The 18,524-nt window shown below is 68.1% G+C and carries 16 protein-coding genes; 1 reads left to right on the top strand and 15 read right to left on the bottom strand.

Going from position 1 to position 18,524, the window contains the following annotated elements; translation table 11 throughout:
* Positions 1–13: 13 nt before the first annotated feature.
* The 9 genes from NF681_09045 to NF681_09005 form a co-directional block, all read right to left on the bottom strand.
* The gene (locus tag NF681_09045; GenBank protein ID UST55300.1) at positions 14–1,006 is read right to left on the bottom strand and encodes a branched-chain amino acid ABC transporter permease; all 993 of its coding nucleotides are present in this window, start codon (positions 1,004–1,006) and stop codon (positions 14–16) included.
* 10 nt (positions 1,007–1,016) lie between these two features.
* Positions 1,017–1,892 (bottom strand): branched-chain amino acid ABC transporter permease, encoded by an 876-nt coding sequence (locus NF681_09040; GenBank protein UST55299.1) that lies wholly within the window; start codon positions 1,890–1,892, stop codon positions 1,017–1,019.
* 171 nt (positions 1,893–2,063) lie between these two features.
* Positions 2,064–3,260 (bottom strand): ABC transporter substrate-binding protein, encoded by a 1,197-nt coding sequence (locus NF681_09035; GenBank protein UST55298.1) that lies wholly within the window; start codon positions 3,258–3,260, stop codon positions 2,064–2,066.
* Positions 3,261–3,317: 57 nt separating this feature from the next.
* Positions 3,318–4,025, bottom strand: a complete 708-nt coding sequence (locus tag NF681_09030) for an ABC transporter ATP-binding protein (protein ID UST55297.1) — start codon at positions 4,023–4,025, stop codon at positions 3,318–3,320.
* A 1-nt stretch (position 4,026) separates the two neighbouring features.
* On the bottom strand, positions 4,027–4,797 hold the full coding sequence (locus tag NF681_09025) for an ABC transporter ATP-binding protein (protein ID UST55296.1): 771 nt from the start codon (positions 4,795–4,797) through the stop codon (positions 4,027–4,029).
* A gap of 170 nt (positions 4,798–4,967) precedes the next feature.
* Positions 4,968–6,566, bottom strand: coding sequence for a DHA2 family efflux MFS transporter permease subunit (locus tag NF681_09020; GenBank protein UST55295.1), 1,599 nt, complete (start codon positions 6,564–6,566; stop codon positions 4,968–4,970).
* A 16-nt stretch (positions 6,567–6,582) separates the two neighbouring features.
* On the bottom strand, positions 6,583–7,932 hold the full coding sequence (locus NF681_09015; protein ID UST55294.1) for an efflux RND transporter periplasmic adaptor subunit: 1,350 nt from the start codon (positions 7,930–7,932) through the stop codon (positions 6,583–6,585).
* Positions 7,933–7,970: 38 nt separating this feature from the next.
* Positions 7,971–9,539: an efflux transporter outer membrane subunit gene (locus NF681_09010; protein UST55293.1), complete on the bottom strand. Its 1,569-nt coding sequence runs from the start codon at positions 9,537–9,539 to the stop codon at positions 7,971–7,973.
* Positions 9,536–10,042, bottom strand: a complete 507-nt coding sequence (locus NF681_09005) for a MarR family transcriptional regulator (protein ID UST55292.1) — start codon at positions 10,040–10,042, stop codon at positions 9,536–9,538. Before NF681_09005 ends, NF681_09010 begins: the two co-directional genes overlap by 4 nt.
* Positions 10,043–10,138: 96 nt before the next feature.
* On the opposite strand from NF681_09005, the gene NF681_09000 reads away from it, so the two are divergent.
* Positions 10,139–11,923 (top strand): ABC transporter transmembrane domain-containing protein, encoded by a 1,785-nt coding sequence (locus tag NF681_09000; GenBank protein ID UST55291.1) that lies wholly within the window; start codon positions 10,139–10,141, stop codon positions 11,921–11,923.
* An 18-nt stretch (positions 11,924–11,941) separates the two neighbouring features.
* Here NF681_09000 and NF681_08995 read toward each other — a convergent pair whose 3' ends face one another.
* From NF681_08995 to nuoL, 6 genes are read right to left on the bottom strand one after another with little or no spacing between them, the layout of a single operon-like run.
* Positions 11,942–12,409, bottom strand: coding sequence for a DUF1178 family protein (locus NF681_08995; protein UST55290.1), 468 nt, complete (start codon positions 12,407–12,409; stop codon positions 11,942–11,944).
* Between the two features lie 8 nt (positions 12,410–12,417).
* Positions 12,418–13,035 (bottom strand): NUDIX hydrolase, encoded by a 618-nt coding sequence (locus NF681_08990; protein UST55289.1) that lies wholly within the window; start codon positions 13,033–13,035, stop codon positions 12,418–12,420.
* 30 nt (positions 13,036–13,065) lie between these two features.
* Positions 13,066–13,395, bottom strand: coding sequence for a DUF2818 family protein (locus NF681_08985; GenBank protein ID UST55288.1), 330 nt, complete (start codon positions 13,393–13,395; stop codon positions 13,066–13,068).
* Positions 13,396–13,405: 10 nt separating this feature from the next.
* Positions 13,406–14,896 carry an NADH-quinone oxidoreductase subunit NuoN gene (gene nuoN / locus NF681_08980; protein UST55287.1) on the bottom strand — a complete coding sequence of 497 codons (1,491 nt, stop codon included), beginning with the start codon at positions 14,894–14,896 and terminating at the stop codon, positions 13,406–13,408.
* 22 nt (positions 14,897–14,918) lie between these two features.
* Positions 14,919–16,391: an NADH-quinone oxidoreductase subunit M gene (locus tag NF681_08975; protein ID UST55286.1), complete on the bottom strand. Its 1,473-nt coding sequence runs from the start codon at positions 16,389–16,391 to the stop codon at positions 14,919–14,921.
* A 24-nt stretch (positions 16,392–16,415) separates the two neighbouring features.
* Entirely contained in the window at positions 16,416–18,515 is a 2,100-nt protein-coding gene (nuoL, locus tag NF681_08970) for an NADH-quinone oxidoreductase subunit L (GenBank protein UST55285.1), read from the bottom strand.
* Between the last annotated feature and the right edge of the window lie 9 nt (positions 18,516–18,524).

Below are 18,524 nucleotides of genomic sequence, written 5' to 3'. Positions count from 1 at the left end.
ACCCGCCGGAACGTCAGCCGCGCGGACGCGTCGTCTTGCGACGCTCGATGAACGCGATGATCTCGCCCATGATGCCCTTGCGGAAGGCCAGCACGCAGATCACGAAGATCAGGCCGGTGACCATGGTCACGGACTCGCCGAGCGTGGTGAACCACTCGATGGAGGTGATGCGCGCGAGCAGGTTTCCCAGCTCGCCGATCTTGTTCTCCAGCAGCACCACCACCGCCGCGCCCACCAGCGGCCCCGACAGCGTGCCGAGCCCGCCGACCAGCGTCATCAGCACGACCTGGCCCGAGGCGGTCCAGTGCACGTCCGACAGCGTGGCGAAACCCAGCACCAGCGTCTTGAGCGAGCCCGCGAGGCCCGCGAGCGCGGCCGAGATCACGAAGGCCAGCAGCTTGAAGCGCGCCACGTCGTAGCCCAGCGACAGCGCGCGCGGCTCGTTCTCCTTGATGCCCTTCAACACCTGGCCGAACGGCGAATGGATGGTCCGCATGATCAGCAGGAAGGCACCCACCACCACCACCAGCGTGACGTAGTACATCGTCAGGTCGTTCGACAGGTCGAGCAGGCCGAAGAGCTTGCCGCGCGGCACGCCCTGCAGGCCGTCCTCGCCGCCGGTGAACCGGGCCTGCAGCGCGACGAAGAAGATCAGTTGGGCCAGCGCCAGCGTGATCATCGCGAAGTAGATGCCCTGGCGGCGGATGGCCAGCAGCCCGAACAGCCAGCCGAGCAAGGCGCCGGTGAGCGTGCCGGCGATGAGGCCGACCTCGGGCGTGAAGCCCAGCGCCTTCACGCCGTAGCCCGCCACGTAGGCCGAGCCGCCCAGGAAGGCCGCGTGGCCGAAGGACAGCAGCCCGGTGTAGCCCAGCAGCAGGTTGAAGGCCGAGGCGAACAGCGCGAAGCACATCAGCTTCATCACGAACACCGGATAGGCGCCGAGGAACGGCGCGATCAGCAGCGCGACGAGCAGCAGCAGGTAGACGACGGTGGAGATCTTCTTCATGGCCGCTCGCTCACTTCTCTTTGCCGAACAGGCCGGCGGGACGGATCAGCAGCACGATGACCATGATGAAGAACACGACGGTGGACGAGGCCTCCGGATAGACGACCTTGGTGAGTCCCTCGATCACGCCCAGGCCCAGGCCGGTGAGGATGGCGCCCATGATGGAGCCCATGCCGCCGATCACGACGACGGCGAAGACCACGATGATGAGGTTCTGCCCCATCAGCGGGGAGACCTGGATCACCGGCGCGGCCAGCACCCCGGCGAAGGCCGCCAGCGCGCAGCCGAAGGCATAGGTCAGCGTGATCATCAACGGCACGTTGACGCCGAAGGCCTCGACCAGCCTGGGGTTCTCGGTGCCGGCCCGCAGGTAGGCGCCCAGGCGCGTCTTCTCGATCACGAACCAAGTCGCGAAGCACACCACCAGGGAGGCGACCACCACCCAGGCGCGGTAGTTCGGCAGGATCATGAAGCCCAGGTCGCTGGCGCTCGACAGGGCGTCGGGCGCGTCGTAGGACAGGCCGGAGACGCCGTAGACCGAGCGGAACACGCCCTCGATGAGCAGGGTCAGCCCGAGCGTGAGCAGCAGGCCGTAGAGGTGGTCGAGCTTGTAGATCCAGCGCAGCAGCAAACGCTCGATGACGATGCCGAACAGGCCGACGATGACGGGTGCCACCAGCAGCATCACCCAGTAGCTGATGCCGAAGTACTCCATCGCCATCCAGCTGAGGATGGCGCCCATCATGAACAGCGCACCGTGCGCGAAGTTGATGACGTTGAGCAATCCGAAGATCACCGCCAGCCCCAGGCTCAAGATCGCGTAGAACGAGCCGTTGACCAGCCCCAGCAGGAGCTGGCTGGACAAGGCGGACATAGAGATGTTCATGACAGCAGTTGCAAAAGAAACTCCGGGAACGAATTCAAGGGCAAGGGTGCGTCAGCACCGAGCCGTCCAAGGCCAGGAACAAGCCGGGGCCGGCTGCGCCGGGCCGCCGGTGTCGCCCCCCGGAAGGGGCTCGGCGCTACGGCACGACGTGCGCGAGCCTGGAGGCGGGCTCTACTTCCAGAGCGCGCACTTGCTCTCGGCCTTCGTCGTGAAGACCTGGTCGCCCGGCAGCTTGGCGATCACCTTGAGGTAGTCCCACGGCTTCTTCGACTCGGCCGGCGCCTTCGCCTCGACCAGGTACATGTCGTGGATGAAGCTGCCGTCGGCGCGGATCTGGCCCTTGCCGTAGAAGTCGTCGATAGGCGTGCTCTTCAGGTGCGCCATGACCTTGTCGGAGTCGGTGGTCTTGACGGCGGCGACGGCCTTCAGGTAGGTCATGGTGGCCGAGTAGTCGGCGGCCTGGACGTCGGTGGGCATGCGCTTGGTCTTGGCGAAGAACGCGTTGGCGAACTTGCGCGTGTCGTCGTTCAGGTCCCAGTACCAGCTGGTGGTGTGCAGCAGGCCTTCGGTGTTCTTCAGGCCCAGGCTGTGGATGTCGGTCAGGAACACCAGCAGGCCGGCGGTCTTCATGGTCTTGTTGATGCCGAACTCGCGCGCCGCCTTGATGGCGTTGATGGTGTCGCCGCCCGCGTTGGCCAGGCCCAGGATCTGCGCCTTGGAGTTCTGCGCCTGCAGCAGGAACGAAGAGAAGTCCGAGGCGTTGAGCGGATGGCGCACCGAGCCGGCCACCGTGCCGCCCTTGGCCTTGACGACGGCCGTGGTGTCGGTCTCCAGCGCCTGGCCGAAGGCGTAGTCGGCCGTCAGGAAGAACCAGCTCTTGCCGCCGCGCTCGACCACCGCGCCGCCCGTGCCCTTGGCCAGCGCCACGGTGTCGTAGGCGTAGTGCACGGTGTAGGGCGTGCACTGGTCGTTGGTCAGCGCGGAGGTGCCCGCGCCGTTGTTGAAGTAGACGCGCTTCTTCTCCGCCGCGACCTTGGCGGTGGCCAGCGCCGTGCCGGAGTTGGTGCCGCCGAAGATCATGGTCGCGCCGGCCGTGTCGATCCACTCGCGGGCCTTGCTCGCGGCGATGTCGGCCTTGTTCTGGTGATCGGCCGTGAGCAGCTCGATCGGCTGGCCCAGCGCCTTGCCGCCGAAGTCGTCGATCGCCATCTGGATGGCGACCGCGCCGTTCTTGCCCTCCACGTCGGCGTACAGGCTGGACATGTCGGTGATGAAGCCGATCTTGACCTTTTCCTGCGCCTGCGCGGCGGAAGCGGCCAGGGTCAGGGCGCCGATGGCGAGTGCGAGGGCGGTGAGTCGTCTTTGCATGGAATGAAGCTCCGTCAGGGGAATCGAAAACAGGGAAAAGGAAGTCGCCGGAACGTCTCAGACGCCCAGCAGCTCGTTGAGGACCGGCATCTTGGCGGCGAGTTCGGCCGCGCCGAACTGCTCCACGATGCGGCCGTGCTCCATCACGTAGAAGCGGTCCGCCAGCGGTGCCGCGAACCGGAAGTTCTGCTCCACCATGACCACCGTGTAGCCCTTGCCGCGCAGCATCGTGATCATGCGGGCGAGCGCCTGCACGATCACCGGCGCCAGGCCCTCGGAGATCTCGTCGAGCAGCAGCAGCTTGGCGCCCGTGCGCAGGATCCGCGCGACCGCGAGCATCTGCTGCTCGCCGCCCGACAGGCGCGTGCCCTGGCTGTGGCGGCGCTCGGCGAGGTTGGGGAACATCGCGTAGATCTCGTCGATCGACATGCCCGGCCCGGCCCCCTTGAGGGCGGGCGGCAGCATCAGGTTCTCCTCGGCCGACAGGCTGGCGAAGATGCCGCGTTCCTCGGGGCAGTAGCCGATGCCCAGGTGGGCGATGCGGTGGGTGGGCATCGAGACGGTCTCGGTGCCGTTGACCCGGATGCTGCCCTTGCGCGCGCCGGTCAGGCCCATCACGGCGCGCATGGTGGTGGTGCGCCCGGCGCCGTTGCGCCCCAGCAGCGTCACGACCTCGCCCGGCTGCACGACCATGTCGACGCCGTGGAGCACGTGCGATTCACCGTACCAGGCCTGCAGGCCCTTGATCTCGAGTGCGGCGGTCATGTCAGTGCGCTCCCTGCAGCTGGCCGTCGGTGGTGCCCATGTAGGCCTCCATGACCTGGGGGTTGCGCGAGACCTCGGCGTACGGGCCTTCGGCCAGCACGGCGCCGCGCTGGAGCACGGTGATGGTGTCGGCGATGGTGGAGACCACGCTCATGTTGTGTTCGACCATCAGGATGGTGCGCCCGGCCGAGACGCGCTTGATGAGTTCGGCCACGCGGTGCACGTCCTCGTGGCCCATGCCCTGCGTGGGTTCGTCCAGCAGCATGAGTTCGGGGTCCATGGCCAGCGTGGTGGCGATCTCCAGGGCCCGCTTGCGGCCGTAGGGCAGGTTCACGGTCATCTCGTCGGCCAGGTCGTCCAGGCCGACCTCGGCGAGCAGCGCGCGCGCGCGGATGTCCAGGGGCTTGAGCGACCGCTCGCTCTTCCAGAAGTGGTAGGAGGTGCCCAGGGCGCGCTGCAGGCCCAGGCGCACGTTCTCCAGCAGCGTGAGGTGCGGGAACACGGCGGAGATCTGGAACGAGCGGATGATGCCGCGCCGCGCGATCTGCGCCGGGCGCTCGCCGGTGATGTCCTGGCCGTTGAACAGGATGGTGCCGGAGGTCGGTTCGAGGAACTTCGTCAGCAGGTTGAAGCAGGTCGTCTTGCCCGCGCCGTTGGGTCCGATCAACGCATGGATCGAACCGCGCGCGACCTGGAGGTCGACCTTGCTGACCGCGGTGAAGCCCTTGAATTCCTTGGTGAGCTGGCGGGTCTCGAGAATGATGTCGCTCATCTCGCGCGGGCGCTCGAAAAAGGAAGGGAAAGGTCGGTCATGGCGGGCTTCGGTTCGCGCCCGACGTGGGCGCCGCGCCATTGTCGCGAGCGCCCCGCCCTTGCCTACTGGGGCAAATGCCTATGCTGCACTGCAGTGAAGGCCCACCCTCCGGGCCGGTCCCGAGGGCGTCAGTGCGCGCCCGCCGCCGCGTCGGCGGCCCCGGCGCCCCCCATCTGCGGCCGCGCCAGCCAGACCAGCGGCACCAGGAAGATGAACAGCACGGCCGAGGCGTAGAAGATGTCGTTGGCCGCCAGCATGAAGGCCTGCTGGTCGACGATGCGGCCGACCTGCGCCAGCGCCTGGTCGGGACTGAACCCGCCGCCGGTGAGTCCGCCCAGCGCGCTGGTCGCCGCGGCGTTGCCCTGGTTGATCGACTCGGCGAGCTGCGCATGGTGCACGGTCGCGCGACGCTCCCACAGCGTGGTCGCGATCGAGGTGCCCATGGCGCCGGCCGTGATCCGCAGGAAATTCGACAGGCCCGAGGCCGCCGGGATGCGGTCGGGCGTGAGGCCCGACAGCGTCAGCGTCACCAGCGGGATGAAGAAGAACGCCATCGCCACCCCCTGCACGATGGTGGGCACCATGATGGTGGCGATGTCGGCCTGCGTGTTGAAGTTCGAGCGCATCCACAGCACCAGCGCGAAGACGAGGAACGAGAACGTGGCGTAGCGCCGCGGATCGACCTTCGCCACCGTCATGCCCACCACCGGCGACAGCACGATCGCCAGCGCCCCGACGGGCGCCAGCACCATGCCCGCCTGCGTGGCCGTGTAGCCCATGTACTGCTGCAGCCACAGCGGCAGCAGCACGACGTTGCCGAAGAACAGCCCGTAGCCCACGGCCGTGGCCGTGGCGCCGGCCCAGAAATTGCGGCGCTTGAACAGCGACAGGTCGACCACCGGATGCTGCTCGGTCAGCTCCCAGATCATGAAGAAGGCGAAGCCGACCACCGCCACCACCGCCATCGTCACGACCTCGGGGGAGTTGAACCAGTCCAGCTCCTTGCCCTTGTCGAGCATCAGCTGCATCGCCCCCACCCACAGCACCAGCAGCGCCAGCCCGACCGAGTCGATCGGCAGCTTGCGCGTGTTGCTCTCGCGCTTGCGATAGAGCGCCCAGGTGATGGTGGCCGAGGCGATGCCCACGGGGATGTTGATGTAGAAGATCCACGGCCACGAGATGTTGTCGGTGATGTAGCCGCCCAGCAGCGGTCCCATCACCGGCGCGACGAGCGTGGTCATCGACCACATCGCCATCGCCAGGCCGGCCTTGGCGCGCGGATAGCTCGACAGCAGCAGCGTCTGCGACAGCGGGATCATCGGCCCGGCGACGAAGCCCTGCAGCGCCCGGAAGGCGATCAGCGTGGTCATGTTGGGCGCGAGCCCGCACAGCAGCGAGGCGACCATGAACAGGATCACGCTGGCCATGAACAGCCGCACCTGGCCGAAGCGCTGGGTCAGCCAGCCGGTCAGCGGCACGGCGATGGCGTTGGCCACGGCGAAGCTGGTGATGACCCAGGTGCCCTGCGTCGAGCTCACGCCCAGGTCGCCCGCGATGGCGGGCAGCGACACATTGGCGATCGACGAATCGAGCACGTTCATGAAGGTCGCCGCGGACAGCGCGATCGTGCCCCAGACGCGTGCGGAGCCTTCGAGCGGCGGGTAGGTGATGTGCGCCGGCGCCGCCTGGGCTGCGGGCGCGGCGGCGCTGGCGGAAGCGGTGGCCATGGCGGTGACCGGGGCCTCAGCCGTGCGCGGCGTCGCGTTGGGCGACGGAGGCGCCGCCCCCGGCGGCCGACGGCGCCGGTGTCCGCCCCGCCGGCGGCCGGTTGGACGCCGGCAACGTCGCCGCGGCGCGGCCCAGGTTGGCCGCGATGATGCGTTCGACCTCGGCGTCGGCGCCGTTGTCGACCGCGCTGTAGACCTGCGTCTGCGCCAGCGGCGTGACGCGCGGCGCATCGGCCAGCGAGCGGCCGTCCTTCTGCGTGACGTCGATCTCGGCGTCCATCGACAGGCCCACGCGCAGCGGATTGGCCTTGAGCTGCTCGGGCGTCAGCGCGATGCGCACGGGCACCCGCTGCACCACCTTGATCCAGTTGCCCGTCGCGTTCTGCGCCGGCAGCAGCGCGAAGGCCGCGCCGGTGCCCACGCCCAGGCCGGCGACCTTGCCGTCGTACTCGACCTTCTTGCCGTAGAGGTCGGCGGTGAGCTTGACCGGCTGGCCGATGCGGATGTTGCGCAGCTGCACTTCCTTGAAGTTGGCGTCGACCCAGAGCTGGTCGAGCGGCACGATCGACATCATCGGCGTGCCCGCGGCCACGCGCTGGCCGAGCTGCACGGTGCGCCGCGCGACGTACCCGTCGACCGGCGCGGGCAGTTCGGCGCGCCGCGTGCCCAGCCACGCCTCGCGCACCCGCGCCGCCGCCGCCAGCACGCTGGGATGCTGGGCGACGCTGGTGCCTTCGGTGAGCGACTGGTTGCTCGCGAGCTGCTCGCGCGCGGCCAGCACGCCGGCCTGGGCCGCGGCCAGGGCGCTGCGCGCATTGGCCAGCGTGGTCTCGGCGTGGTCGAGCTCTTCCTTGGACACCGCCCCGTTGCCGGTCAGCGCCTGACGGCGCCTCAGGTCGTCCTGGGCGCGGGCGATGTCGCTCTGCGCCTTGACGATGTCGGACTGACGCAGGGTCACCTGAGCGGCCAGCGAGCCGTTGTTGGCGTAGAGCGTGCGCACCTGGCGGACGGCCTGCGCGAGCGCCGCCTCGGACTGCTCCAGCGCCACCTTCGCATCGGCCGGATCGAGCCGCACCAGCGGCTGGCCGGCCTTCACGAAGTCGGTGTCGTCGGCCAGGATCGCCATCACGGTGCCCGGCATCTGCGGCGTGATCTGGATCACGTTGCCCTGGGCGTAGGCGTTGTCGGTGGTTTCGTAGTGGCTGGCCACGAGCCATTCGTACAGGCCCCAGGCCCCGCCGGCGAGCACCACGACGGCGGCCAGGCCGGTCAGCGCGCGGCGACGCTTGTTGCCGTTGGGAGCGGGCGCCAGGGCGGGGGCGGCAGCGGGGGACGATGGCGCGACGGATGCGTTGTCGTTGTTCATCTGGATTCTCTCAGGTCGGATTCGGACGGTGTTCGGGTTCAGGGTCGGGCCGTGGCGAGGGCGGCGCTCGTCGTCAGGCTGCGCGATGCGCGATCGGTGGCGGCCGTCGCGGTCGCTGGCAGCCAGCCGCCGCCGAGCGCCTGCGCCAGGCCGACCTGCGTGTCGATCGCGCGCCAGGCCAGGTCGACGCCCTGGCGCCGCTGCGCCAGCACGGCGGTCTCGGCCGTCAGCACGTTGAGGTAGTTGCCCAGCCCGGCGCGGTAGCGCTGCACGGCGATGTCGTAGGCGCCTTCGGCGGCGGTCTGCGCGTCGCGCTGCTCGGCCTGCTGGCGCACCACGGACCGGGCGCTGCTCGCACGGTCGGCGGCATCGCGCACGGCGTCGATCACGCTGGCGTTGTAGCTCTCGATGGCGGCGTCCAGGTCGGCGGCGCGCCCGCGCAGGTTGGCGCGCAGGCGTCCGCCCTCGAAGATCGGCAGGCGCACCGCCGGGCCCACGCCCCACTGGCCGCTGCCCGACTCGACCAGCTTGCCCAGGCCCAGGCTCGCCGCCCCGACGAAGGCCGTCAGGCTGACGTTGGGATAGAACAGCGTGCGCGCGTTGGCGACGTCGCCGCGCGCGGCCTCCACGCGCCAGCGCGCGGCGGCGATGTCGGCACGGCGGCCGAGCAGGTCGGCCGGGATGTCCGGTGCGAGCGTCAGGCCCCGGATCGATGCCAGGGTCGGCGCCGCCAGCGCGCGCGTCGCGCCCGGGCGGCCCACCAGCGCGTCGAGCGCATGCTGGGCGATCTCGATCTGCTCGGCCAGCGCCTCGATCTGCTGGCGCGCCTCGGGCAGGCCGCCTTCGCTCTGGCGCAGTTCGAGCCGCGTGTCGAGGCCGGCCGCGACGCGGTCGCGCACCAGGCGCAGCGTCTCGTCGCGCTGCGCGAGCGTGCGGCGGGCGACGGCGAGCTGGTCGGACAACCGCGCCCACTGCGCGTAGCCGCGCGCCACGTTGGCCGCCAGCAGCACGGCGGCCGCATCGGCCTCGGCCGCCGCCGCGTTGGCGCCGCCGAGCGCGGCGTCCAGCGCGGCGCGGTTCTTGCCGAAGAAGTCGAGTTCCCAGCTGCCGCCGACCTGAAGCGTGCCGATGTCGCGCACCGAGCCGCCCAGCGGCGCCGGATAGATGTAGTTGCCGCTGAACTTCTGGCGCGTCGCGTCGAATGCGCCGTTGACCTGGGGCCGCGACGCCGCCTCGACGTTCGAGATGGCCGCCTGCGCGCGCGCCAGGCGGGCCTGGGCCGAGCGCAGGTTCGGGCTGTCGGCCAGCGCCTCCGCCACCAGGGCGTCGAGTCGGGCGTCGCCGAAGCCGACCCACCAGCGCGCATCGGGCAGCATCGCGCCGGGGATCGCGGCGGCCCGCGCCTCGGCCGGGTCGGCGGGCGGCGGCGCATGGGCGGTGGCCTCGGCGCCGAGACCGAGCGACGCGGCGTCGCGCAGGCGGGCGTGCGAGTCGATGCCGGCCATGTCGGCGCAGCCGGTGAGTGTCAGCGTCAGAGCCGCGACGACCGCGGCGACGACGGTGGCCGCGAAGGTCATGGCGGCGGACGATGGGAGTCGGGGAGTCATTTCTTTCCTGCCTGGGCCGCGTAGGCCTGCGTGTTGTCGAGGATGCGACGCAGATAGCCCTTGAGCTGGTTCCATTCGTCGGCCTCGAAACCGGCGAGGAACTCGTTCTGCACCTTGCAAAGCACTTCGGGCACCTGCTGGGCCGCCGCGCTGCCTTCATCGGTCAGTTCGATGTTGACCACGCGCCGGTCGGTCACCGATCGCACCCGGCGGCACAGCCCCTTGGCCTCCAGGCGGTCGAGCAGACGGGTCATCGACCCTGCGTCGAGCATGCATTCGCGCGCCAGCTCGGCCACGGTCTGCGCCTTGCCGACGTGCAGCTTGTGCAGCGGCAGCCACTGCGGGTACGTGGGCGAGTCGGGCTTGCACAGCTGGCCGTCGACCGCCTGGCTCATGGCGTTGAGGACCCGCCGCATGAGGTAGCCCACGCTGTCCTCGGCGGCATAGCTCTCCGGCCGGTAGAAGTCGGGCGCGGCGGCGCGTGGCGGCGCCGGCGATGGCATGGAATCGTTGTCTTGCATCGGACGCCGATATTAATTGCTTAGGCAACCATTGTCAAGGCTGCCTTTGCAGCTGCAACCGTTGGGTAGAATTCGAGCATGGCCGATTCCGCTTCCCGCACCGCCGCCAAGGGCTCACCCAAGTCCCTGTCAGGCCTCCTCCCGTTCCTTCGCCCCTACCGTCTGCAGATCGGGCTCGCGGGGCTGTTCCTGGTGCTGGCGGCGGTGACCACGCTGGTGTTCCCGCTGGCACTGCGCACGCTGATCGACGGCGGTCTGGTGCCGGGCGACCGCAGTGCCCAGACGCTGGCGCTGCGCGAGCATTTCGGCGCCCTGTTCGCCGTGGCGGTGGCGCTGGGGCTGTTCTCGGCGGCGCGCTTCTATACCGTCAGCTGGCTGGGCGAGCGCATCACGGCCGACCTGCGCAACGCGGTGTACGCGCACGTGCTGCGCCAGAGTCCGGCGTTCTTCGAGACCACCCAGACCGGCGAGGTGCTCTCGCGCCTCACGGCCGACACGACGCTGGTGCAGACCGTCGTCGGTTCGTCGCTCAGCATGGGACTGCGCAACGCGGTGATGGGCATCGGCGCGCTCGCGGTGCTGGTGTGGACCAACCCCTACGTCATGGTGCAGGTGCTCGGCGGGCTGGTGCTGGTCGTGGTGCCCAGCATGTGGTTCGGCCGGCGCGTGCGCAAGCTCTCGCGCGCCAGCCAGGACCGCGTCGCGGACTCGAGCGCCATCGCCGCCGAAGTGCTCAACGCGATACCCGTCGTCCAGAGCTACACGTCGGAGGCGCGCGAGGCGGCGCGCTTCGACGCCTCCACGCACGACGCCTTTCGCACCGCCGTGCGCCGCGCCAAGGCGCGTTCGGTGCTGGTGGCGTTCATCATCATCGCCACCTCGGCGGCCTTGCTGTGGGGCCTCTACCAGGGCACGCAGGCGGTGCTCGACGGCCGCATCACGGCCGGCCACCTGGGGCAGACGGTGGTGTACGTGCTGATCCTGGCGAGCGCCGCGGCCGTGCTCGGCGAGGTCTACGGCGACCTGCTGCGCGCCGCCGGCGCGACCGAGCGCCTGATGGAACTGCTGCACTCGCGCTCGGACATCGCCTCGCCCGCGCGCCCGGCGATGGCCACCGCGCCGAGCGGCGGCAGCGCCATCGCGCTCGACGCGGTGACCTTCCACTACCCGTCCCGCCCCGGACTGCCCGCGTTGCGCGACGTCAGCCTGCGCGTGGCGCCGGGCGAGACCGTGGCGCTGGTGGGTGCGAGCGGCGCCGGCAAGAGCACGGTCTTCCAGCTGCTGCTGCGCTACTACGACCCGCAGGCAGGACGCATCGCCCTGGACGGCGCGCCGCTGGACACGCTGGCGCTGGAGGACCTCCGGCACCGCATCGGGCTGGTGCCGCAGGACTCGGTGATCTTCTCGGCCAGCGCGTTCGAGAACATCCGCTACGGCCGCCCCGACGCCACCGCCGACGAAGTGCACGCCGCCGCCCGCGCCGCCTTCGCGGACGACTTCCTGCGCGCCCTGCCCGAGGGCTACGACACCTTCCTGGGCGAACGCGGCGTGCGGCTCTCGGGCGGACAGCGCCAGCGCATCGCGATCGCGCGCGCCATCCTGAAGAACCCGCCGCTGCTGCTGCTCGACGAAGCCACCAGCGCGCTCGATGCCGAAAGCGAACGGATGGTGCAGGCGGCGCTCGAATCGGCGATGAACGGACGCACGACCGTGGTCATCGCCCACCGTCTGGCGACGGTCCAGAAGGCCGACCGCATCGTGGTGCTCGACCATGGCGAGGTCGTCGAACAGGGCACGCACGCGGCGCTGGTGGCACGGGGTGGCGTCTACGCCCGGCTGGCCGCGCTGCAGTTCGCCGTCTAGTCCCGCCGCCCCGCCCGGCTACTGAAGCGTCTCCTTGGTGCCCGGTGGGATCGGCAAGGGCACCACCTCGATGCCTTCGTCGCGCAAGGCTTGGGCTTCCGCGCGCGTCGCGCGGCCCCGGATCGCGCGCTCGTCGGCCTCGCCATAGTGCATTTTCCGGGCTTCCTCGGGGAAACGGTCGCCGACGTTCTCCGTGTTCGCCAGCACGTGGCGCACCGCGCTCATCCAGCGCGCCTGCACACTGGCGTCCGCAGCGGCCGGCGGCGACGGTTCGGCGCCGCGCTTCGCCCCCTCGCCACTCGTCGATGGCGCCCGTGCCCCACTCAGGTTGAGCCGGGGTGCGGCCAGCAGCTTGACGACCGTCGTCGCGCCGCATACCGGACATTCCACGAGCCCGCGCGTCCGCTGATCCTCGAAGGCCTCGCCGGACGCGAACCAGCCTTCGAAGCCGTGGCCGTGTTCGCAGCGCAGATCGAGAACCTTCATGGGCCGGATTATCCGGCGGCGTCCTCCGCGGCGAACACCTGCCAATCGAGTGGCCATGCACCGGACAAGACGTTCTGCAGCCACAGCGTGCAGGTCAGCGTCTTGGCGTCGGTCACGGTGCCATCGCGGCACCAGCCGATGAGTTCATCCGGCGTCGCCGTGAAGACGTCCACGAACTCCCCGATGTCGAGGCGACGCTCGCCCAGCGACAGACCGCGCGCGAAGTAGACGTGGATCACCTCGGTCGAATAGGCGACCGCCAGATGCATCAACCCCGCGCTCGCCCACTCCCGGGCGGTGTAGCCGGTTTCCTCCAGCAACTCGCGTCGACCGCAGACGAAGGGATCTTCACCGACGTCGAGCTTGCCGGCGGGGAATTCGGTCAGCACCCGACCGACCGGATAGCGGTACTGACGCTCCAGCACCACGCGTCCGTCGTCGAGCAGCGGCACGACCACCACGGCACCCGGATGGACCACGTACTCGCGCGTGGAGGTCCCGCCGTCGGGCAGGCGCACCGTGTCGCGGCGCGCCTTGAGGAAGTTGCCGTTCACCAGCACTTCGCTGGACGTGCCCTCCTCGACCAGGTGCGATTCGCTCGACGAGGCGGCGGTGGAAGGAATCATGGCGATGGAAGCCGGAAGCCGGCGGTTGAATCAGGCGGGAGCATGGCGGCGCTTGAGCAGGTACCGCCATGTGAACCCGGGAAAGGCCAGCACGATGAACAGGGCACCGGTGACCGCATAGAACTCCCAACCCTGCGTCGCGATCTGCCCGGCCCGCTTCTCGAACAGCAGGCCGACCGCACCGGTCAACCCGTACAGCAGCACCAGTTCGAGCAACCGCAGCGCGAGCGACTTGGACGGCGCCCAGGCCGCCGGCAGTGGCAGCAATCCGAGGAACCGCTCGGTCAGGAACGGGAGGTTGGCGGCGAAGAGCGCGATCGCAAGCACGAGCCAGACCGACACGCTCTGCGAGGACGCCACCGCGCGCGGATCAGTTGGCCAGCGTCGCCGCGATGGCGCGTGCGCACAGGTCCATGAGACCGCCGGGCAGGATGCCGAGCACCAGGATCAGCGCGCCGTTGAGCGCCAGCACGACCCGGACGTCGCCCGCGCTGGTCACCGCCGGCGCCGTGGCGGCCGGTGCGTCGAAGTACATGACCTTCACGATGCGAAGGTAGTAGAACGCGCCGATCAGCGACATCACCACCGCGAAGACCGCCATGGCGATGTAGGCCGCCTGGCCCGATGCGATGAGTGCCTGCAGCACGGCCAGTTTGGCGTAGAAACCCACGAGTGGCGGCAGACCGGCCAGCGAGAACATCGCCACCGCCATCACTCCGGCGTAGAACGGGCTGCGCTGGTTGAGGCCGGCCAGGTCGGAGATCTCCTCGCTCTCGAATCCCTCACGGGCCAGCAGCAGGATGATGCCGAAGCTCGCCAGCGTGGTCAGCACGTAGGTCACGACGTAGAACATGGCGGCGCTGTAGGCCAGGCCGGTGTTCGACGCGTTGTCGCCCACCACGCCACCGACCATGCCCAGCAGCATGAATCCCATCTGCGCGATGGTCGAATAGGCCAGCATCCGCTTCAGGTTGGTCTGGGCGATGGCCGCCAAATTGCCCACCAGCAGCGACGCCACGGCGAGCACCGCGAGCATCTGCTGCCAGTCGAAGGCCAATGGCAGCAGTCCCTCGACCAGCAACCGGATGATGATGCCGAAGGCGGCGAGTTCGGGCGCCGCGCCGATGAGCAGCGTGATCGCGGTCGGTGCGCCCTGGTAGACGTCGGGCACCCACATGTGGAACGGCGCCGCGCCGACCTTGAACGCCAGTCCGGCCACGATGAAGACCAGCCCGAACACCAGCACCTGGTGATTGACCTGCCGGCTGGCGATGGCGCGGAACACCTCGACGACGTCGAGCGAACCCGTGGCGCCGTACATCATCGACAACCCGTACAGCAGGAAACCGCTGGCCATCGCGCCGAGCACGAAATACTTCATGGCCGCCTCGCTGGCCGTCGCGTCGTCGCGGCGCAGGGCCACGAGCGCGTAACTCGACAACGTCAGCAGTTCCAGCCCCAGGTAGATCAGCAGGAAATTGCTGCCCGAGATCATGACGAACATTCCCAGGAGCGACAGCATGCTGATCGTGAAGATCTCGCCGCCGCGCAGCATGCCGCGATCACCCGCGTAAGGTCGCCCGTAGACCAGGCTGACCATCAGCGCGAGCGTGGCGAAGCACTTGAGCCAGTTGCCCATCGGATCGCTCAAGACCATGCCGCCGAACCCGAAGATCGTGCGACCGGCGGCCGCGTTGGAACCCGTCAGCGCCGCCACTACGGCGAGCGTGAGCATCGTGAGGATGTAGGTGCGCGTGCGGCGCGCGTCGGTCGAGGACAGGTCGACCAGCGCAATGATGCAGGCCATGACCAGCAGCACGATTTCCGGATAGATCGCGATCCAGCTGAGTTTGTCAATCATCTCGTTCTCTTCTTCAGCGTGATCAAGGCAACTTGGACATCGCCACGTGCCGCAGGAAATCGGCCACGGACACGTCCATCACATCGGTGAAAGGTTTCGGATACAGGCCCATCCACAGCACCGCGATCGCCAGCAAGGACAGCATGAGGAATTCACGCGCGTTGATGTCCTTGAGTTCCTCGACGTGATGATTGCCCACCGGACCGAGGTAGACGCGCTTGTACATCCACAGCGTATAGGCGGCACCGAAGATCAGCGCCGAGGAAGCGCCGAGTCCGATCCAGAAATTCGACTTGATCGCGCCCAGGATGACCATCCATTCGCCCACGAAACCGGCCGTGCCCGGCAGGCCGCAATTGGCCATGGCGAAGAGCAGCGCGAACGCGGCGAACTTGGGCATCGTGTTCACCACGCCGCCGTAGTCGGCGATCTGGCGCGAATGCACGCGGTCGTACAGGACGCCGATGCCCAGGAACATGGCCGCGGAGACGAAGCCGTGCGCCACCATCTGGACGATGCCGCCGGAGACGCCCAGGTCGTTGAAGATGAAGAAGCCGAGCGTCACGAAACCCATGTGGGCGACGGACGAGTACGCCACCAGCTTCTTCATGTCCTTCTGCACCAGGGCCACGAGGCCGACATAGATGACGGCGACGAGCGAGAGCGCGATCATCAGCCAGGCCCATTCACGCGAGGCGTCGGGCGCGATGGGCATCGAGAAGCGCAGGAAGCCGTAGGCGCCCAACTTCAGCATGATCGCGGCCAGCACGGCGGAACCACCCGTGGGCGCCTCGACGTGCACGTCGGGCAGCCAGGTGTGGACCGGGAACATCGGCACCTTCACCGCGAAGGCCGCGAAGAAGGCGAAGAACAGGAACGTCTGCGCGCTGCCGGTCAGGGGGAGCCGGTGCCACGTCAGGATGTCGAAGCTGCCGCCCGACTTGTTGTACAGGTAGATCAACGCGACCAGCATGAGCAGCGAGCCCAGCAGCGTGTACAGGAAGAACTTGAATGCCGCGTAGATCTTGTTCGGCCCCCCCCAGATGCCGATGATCAGGTACATCGGGATCAGCGTGGCTTCGAAGAAGACATAGAACAGCAGTCCGTCGAGCGCGGCGAACACGCCGATCATCAGACCCGACAGGATCAGGAAAGCGCCCATGTACTGGTTCACGCGCTCGGTGATCACTTCCCAGGCCGAGATCACCACGATGACCGTGATGAAGGCGGTCAACAGCACCAGCCACAGCGAGATCCCGTCGACCCCCACGTGATAGTTGATGTTGAAACGATCGATCCAGGGCGTCTTCTCGACGAACTGCATCGCCGAGGTTCCGTTCTGGAACCTCGTGTAGAGCGGCAGCGTCACGACGAAGCTGGCGATCGACCCGAGGAGCGCGACCCAGCGCACGACGTTCGCACTGTTCCGGCCGAACGCCAGCAACAGGGTGCCGATCGCGATCGGCATCCAGATGGCAAGGCTCAACAAACCCATTTTTATTGTTCTCCAGCGCAGCGCTTATTTGTTGAACCAGACGAAATACGTCATGAGCAGAAAGATGCCCAGCAACATCGCCATCGCGTAGTGATAGATGTAGCCCGACTGCACGCCGCGCACGGCGCCGGCAATGCGGCCGATGGTGCGCCAGGAGCCGTTGACGATCGCGCCGTCGATGACGGCCTGATCCCCGCCCTTCCAGAAGGCGGTGCCCAGCGCGCGCGCGCCGCGTGCCACGATGTTCTCGTTGATCCAGTCGAGGTAGTACTTGTTTTCCAGCAGACGGTAGACCGGGCCGAAGCCGCGCTTGATCGCCGCCGGCAACGCCGGGTTGATCATGTACATGTAGTAGGAGAGCACGACACCGGCGAGCGCGAGCCAGAACGGCGCCGTCGTCAGTCCATGCAGCGCCATTGCCAGCGGACCGTGGAAGGCCTCCGCCATCTCGCGCATCGCCGGGTGCTTGTCGAGGTTCACGAAGATCGCGTCCTTGAAGAACTCGCCGTAGAGCATCGGCTGGATGGTCAGGAAGCCGATGACCACCGAGGGAATCGCCAGGAGCACCAGGGGCAGCCAAACCACCCAGGGAGATTCATGCGGCTTCTCGTCGTGGCCATGACCATGGTGAGCGTCGTGGGTCGCTGCGTGCGCGGTCGTCGCGTGCGCGCCGTGGCCGTCGCCGTGGGCATCCAGCGGCTCCTCGTCGGAATGATGCGCATGGTGTGCGTCCGGATTCTGGTCGTAGCGTTCCTTGCCGTGGAAGACCAGGAAGTACATGCGGAACGAATAGAACGCCGTCACGAACACGCCGGCGAGGACGGCGAAGTACGCGAAGCCGGCACCGGCGAGATGGCTCTCGTGGACGGCCTCGATGATGCTGTCCTTGGAATAGAAGCCCGAGAACAGCGGCGTGCCGATCAGCGCCAGCGAACCCAGCAGGGACGTGATCCAGGTGATCGGCATGTACTTGCGCACGCCACCCATCCAGCGGATGTCCTGGTTGTGGTGCATGCCGATGATGACCGAGCCGGCGCCCAGGAACAGCAGCGCCTTGAAGAACGCGTGCGTCATCAGGTGGAACACCGCCACCGAGTACGCCGAAGCGCCGAGCGCCACCGTCATGTAGCCGAGCTGGGACAATGTCGAATAGGCGACGACCCGCTTGATGTCGTTCTGGATGATGCCCAGGAAGCCCATGAACAGCGCCGTGATGGCACCGATCACCAGGATGAAGCTCAAGGCCGTGTCGCTCAATTCGAACAGCGGCGACATGCGCGCCACCATGAAGATGCCGGCCGTGACCATCGTCGCGGCGTGGATGAGCGCCGAGATGGGTGTCGGGCCTTCCATCGAGTCGGGCAGCCAGACATGCAGCGGGAACTGCGCGCTCTTGCCCATCGCCCCGATGAACAGGCAGATGCAGATCACGGTCACCAGCATCCACTGCGTGCCCGGGAACGTCAGCGCCGCCAGCGTATCGGCCTTGGCGAAGGCTTCGCCGTAGTTCAGCGTGCCCGCATAGGCCGCGATCAGACCGATGCCCAGGATGAAGCCGAAGTCGCCCACGCGGTTGACCAGAAAAGCCTTCATGTTGGCGAAGATCGCGGTCGGCTTGTTGAACCAGAAGCCGATCAGCAGGTACGACACAAGGCCCACGGCCTCCCAGCCGAAGAACAGCTGAAGCATGTTGTTGCTCATCACGAGCATCAGCATGGAGAACGTGAACAGGGAGATGTAGGCGAAGAAACGGTTGTAGCCTTCGTCTTCCTCCATGTAGCCGATGGTGTAGATGTGCACCATCAGCGAGACGAAGGTCACGACGCACATCATCATGGCGGTCAGGCCGTCGACCAGGAAGCCAACTTCCATCTTCAGACCGCCCACCACCATCCAGGTGTAGAGCGTCTCGTTGAAGCGGGCGCCGTCGACGATCACGCTGCGCAGCGTCGATGCCGAGATGACGAAGGCGATCAGCACGCCAAGGATCGTGAGGCTGTGCGTGACCTTCCGGCCGAGGTGGTCGCCACCGAATTTCGTGCCGAACAGACCCGCCAGGGCGGCGCCCACCAGGGGCGCCATGGGTACGACCAACAGCGTGGATGCGGAGAGAGTTGCGCTCATAAGAAAAGA

This window comes from Comamonadaceae bacterium OTU4NAUVB1 (assembly GCA_024372625.1).
Classification (GTDB): domain Bacteria; phylum Pseudomonadota; class Gammaproteobacteria; order Burkholderiales; family Burkholderiaceae_C; genus Variovorax.
The sequence above is the reverse complement of the archived record's forward strand: the minus strand, read 5'-3'. Positions and strand labels throughout refer to the sequence as shown.

Bases quoted from the DNA above. Each gene is read 5' to 3' on its own strand.
- NF681_09045 (UST55300.1), bottom strand. From the start codon at position 1,006: ATGAAGAAGATCTCCACCGTCGTCTACCTGCTGCTGCTCGTCGCGCTG.
- NF681_09040 (UST55299.1), bottom strand. From the start codon at position 1,892: ATGAACATCTCTATGTCCGCCTTGTCCAGCCAGCTCCTGCTGGGGCTG.
- NF681_09035 (UST55298.1), bottom strand. From the start codon at position 3,260: ATGCAAAGACGACTCACCGCCCTCGCACTCGCCATCGGCGCCCTGACC.
- NF681_09030 (UST55297.1), bottom strand. From the start codon at position 4,025: ATGACCGCCGCACTCGAGATCAAGGGCCTGCAGGCCTGGTACGGTGAA.
- NF681_09025 (UST55296.1), bottom strand. From the start codon at position 4,797: ATGAGCGACATCATTCTCGAGACCCGCCAGCTCACCAAGGAATTCAAG.
- NF681_09020 (UST55295.1), bottom strand. From the start codon at position 6,566: ATGGCCACCGCTTCCGCCAGCGCCGCCGCGCCCGCAGCCCAGGCGGCG.
- NF681_09015 (UST55294.1), bottom strand. From the start codon at position 7,932: ATGAACAACGACAACGCATCCGTCGCGCCATCGTCCCCCGCTGCCGCC.
- NF681_09010 (UST55293.1), bottom strand. From the start codon at position 9,539: ATGACTCCCCGACTCCCATCGTCCGCCGCCATGACCTTCGCGGCCACC.
- NF681_09005 (UST55292.1), bottom strand. From the start codon at position 10,042: ATGCCATCGCCGGCGCCGCCACGCGCCGCCGCGCCCGACTTCTACCGG.
- NF681_09000 (UST55291.1), top strand. From the start codon at position 10,139: ATGGCCGATTCCGCTTCCCGCACCGCCGCCAAGGGCTCACCCAAGTCC.
- NF681_08995 (UST55290.1), bottom strand. From the start codon at position 12,409: ATGAAGGTTCTCGATCTGCGCTGCGAACACGGCCACGGCTTCGAAGGC.
- NF681_08990 (UST55289.1), bottom strand. From the start codon at position 13,035: ATGATTCCTTCCACCGCCGCCTCGTCGAGCGAATCGCACCTGGTCGAG.
- nuoN (UST55287.1), bottom strand. From the start codon at position 14,896: ATGATTGACAAACTCAGCTGGATCGCGATCTATCCGGAAATCGTGCTG.
- NF681_08975 (UST55286.1), bottom strand. From the start codon at position 16,391: ATGGGTTTGTTGAGCCTTGCCATCTGGATGCCGATCGCGATCGGCACC.
- nuoL (UST55285.1), bottom strand. From the start codon at position 18,515: ATGAGCGCAACTCTCTCCGCATCCACGCTGTTGGTCGTACCCATGGCG.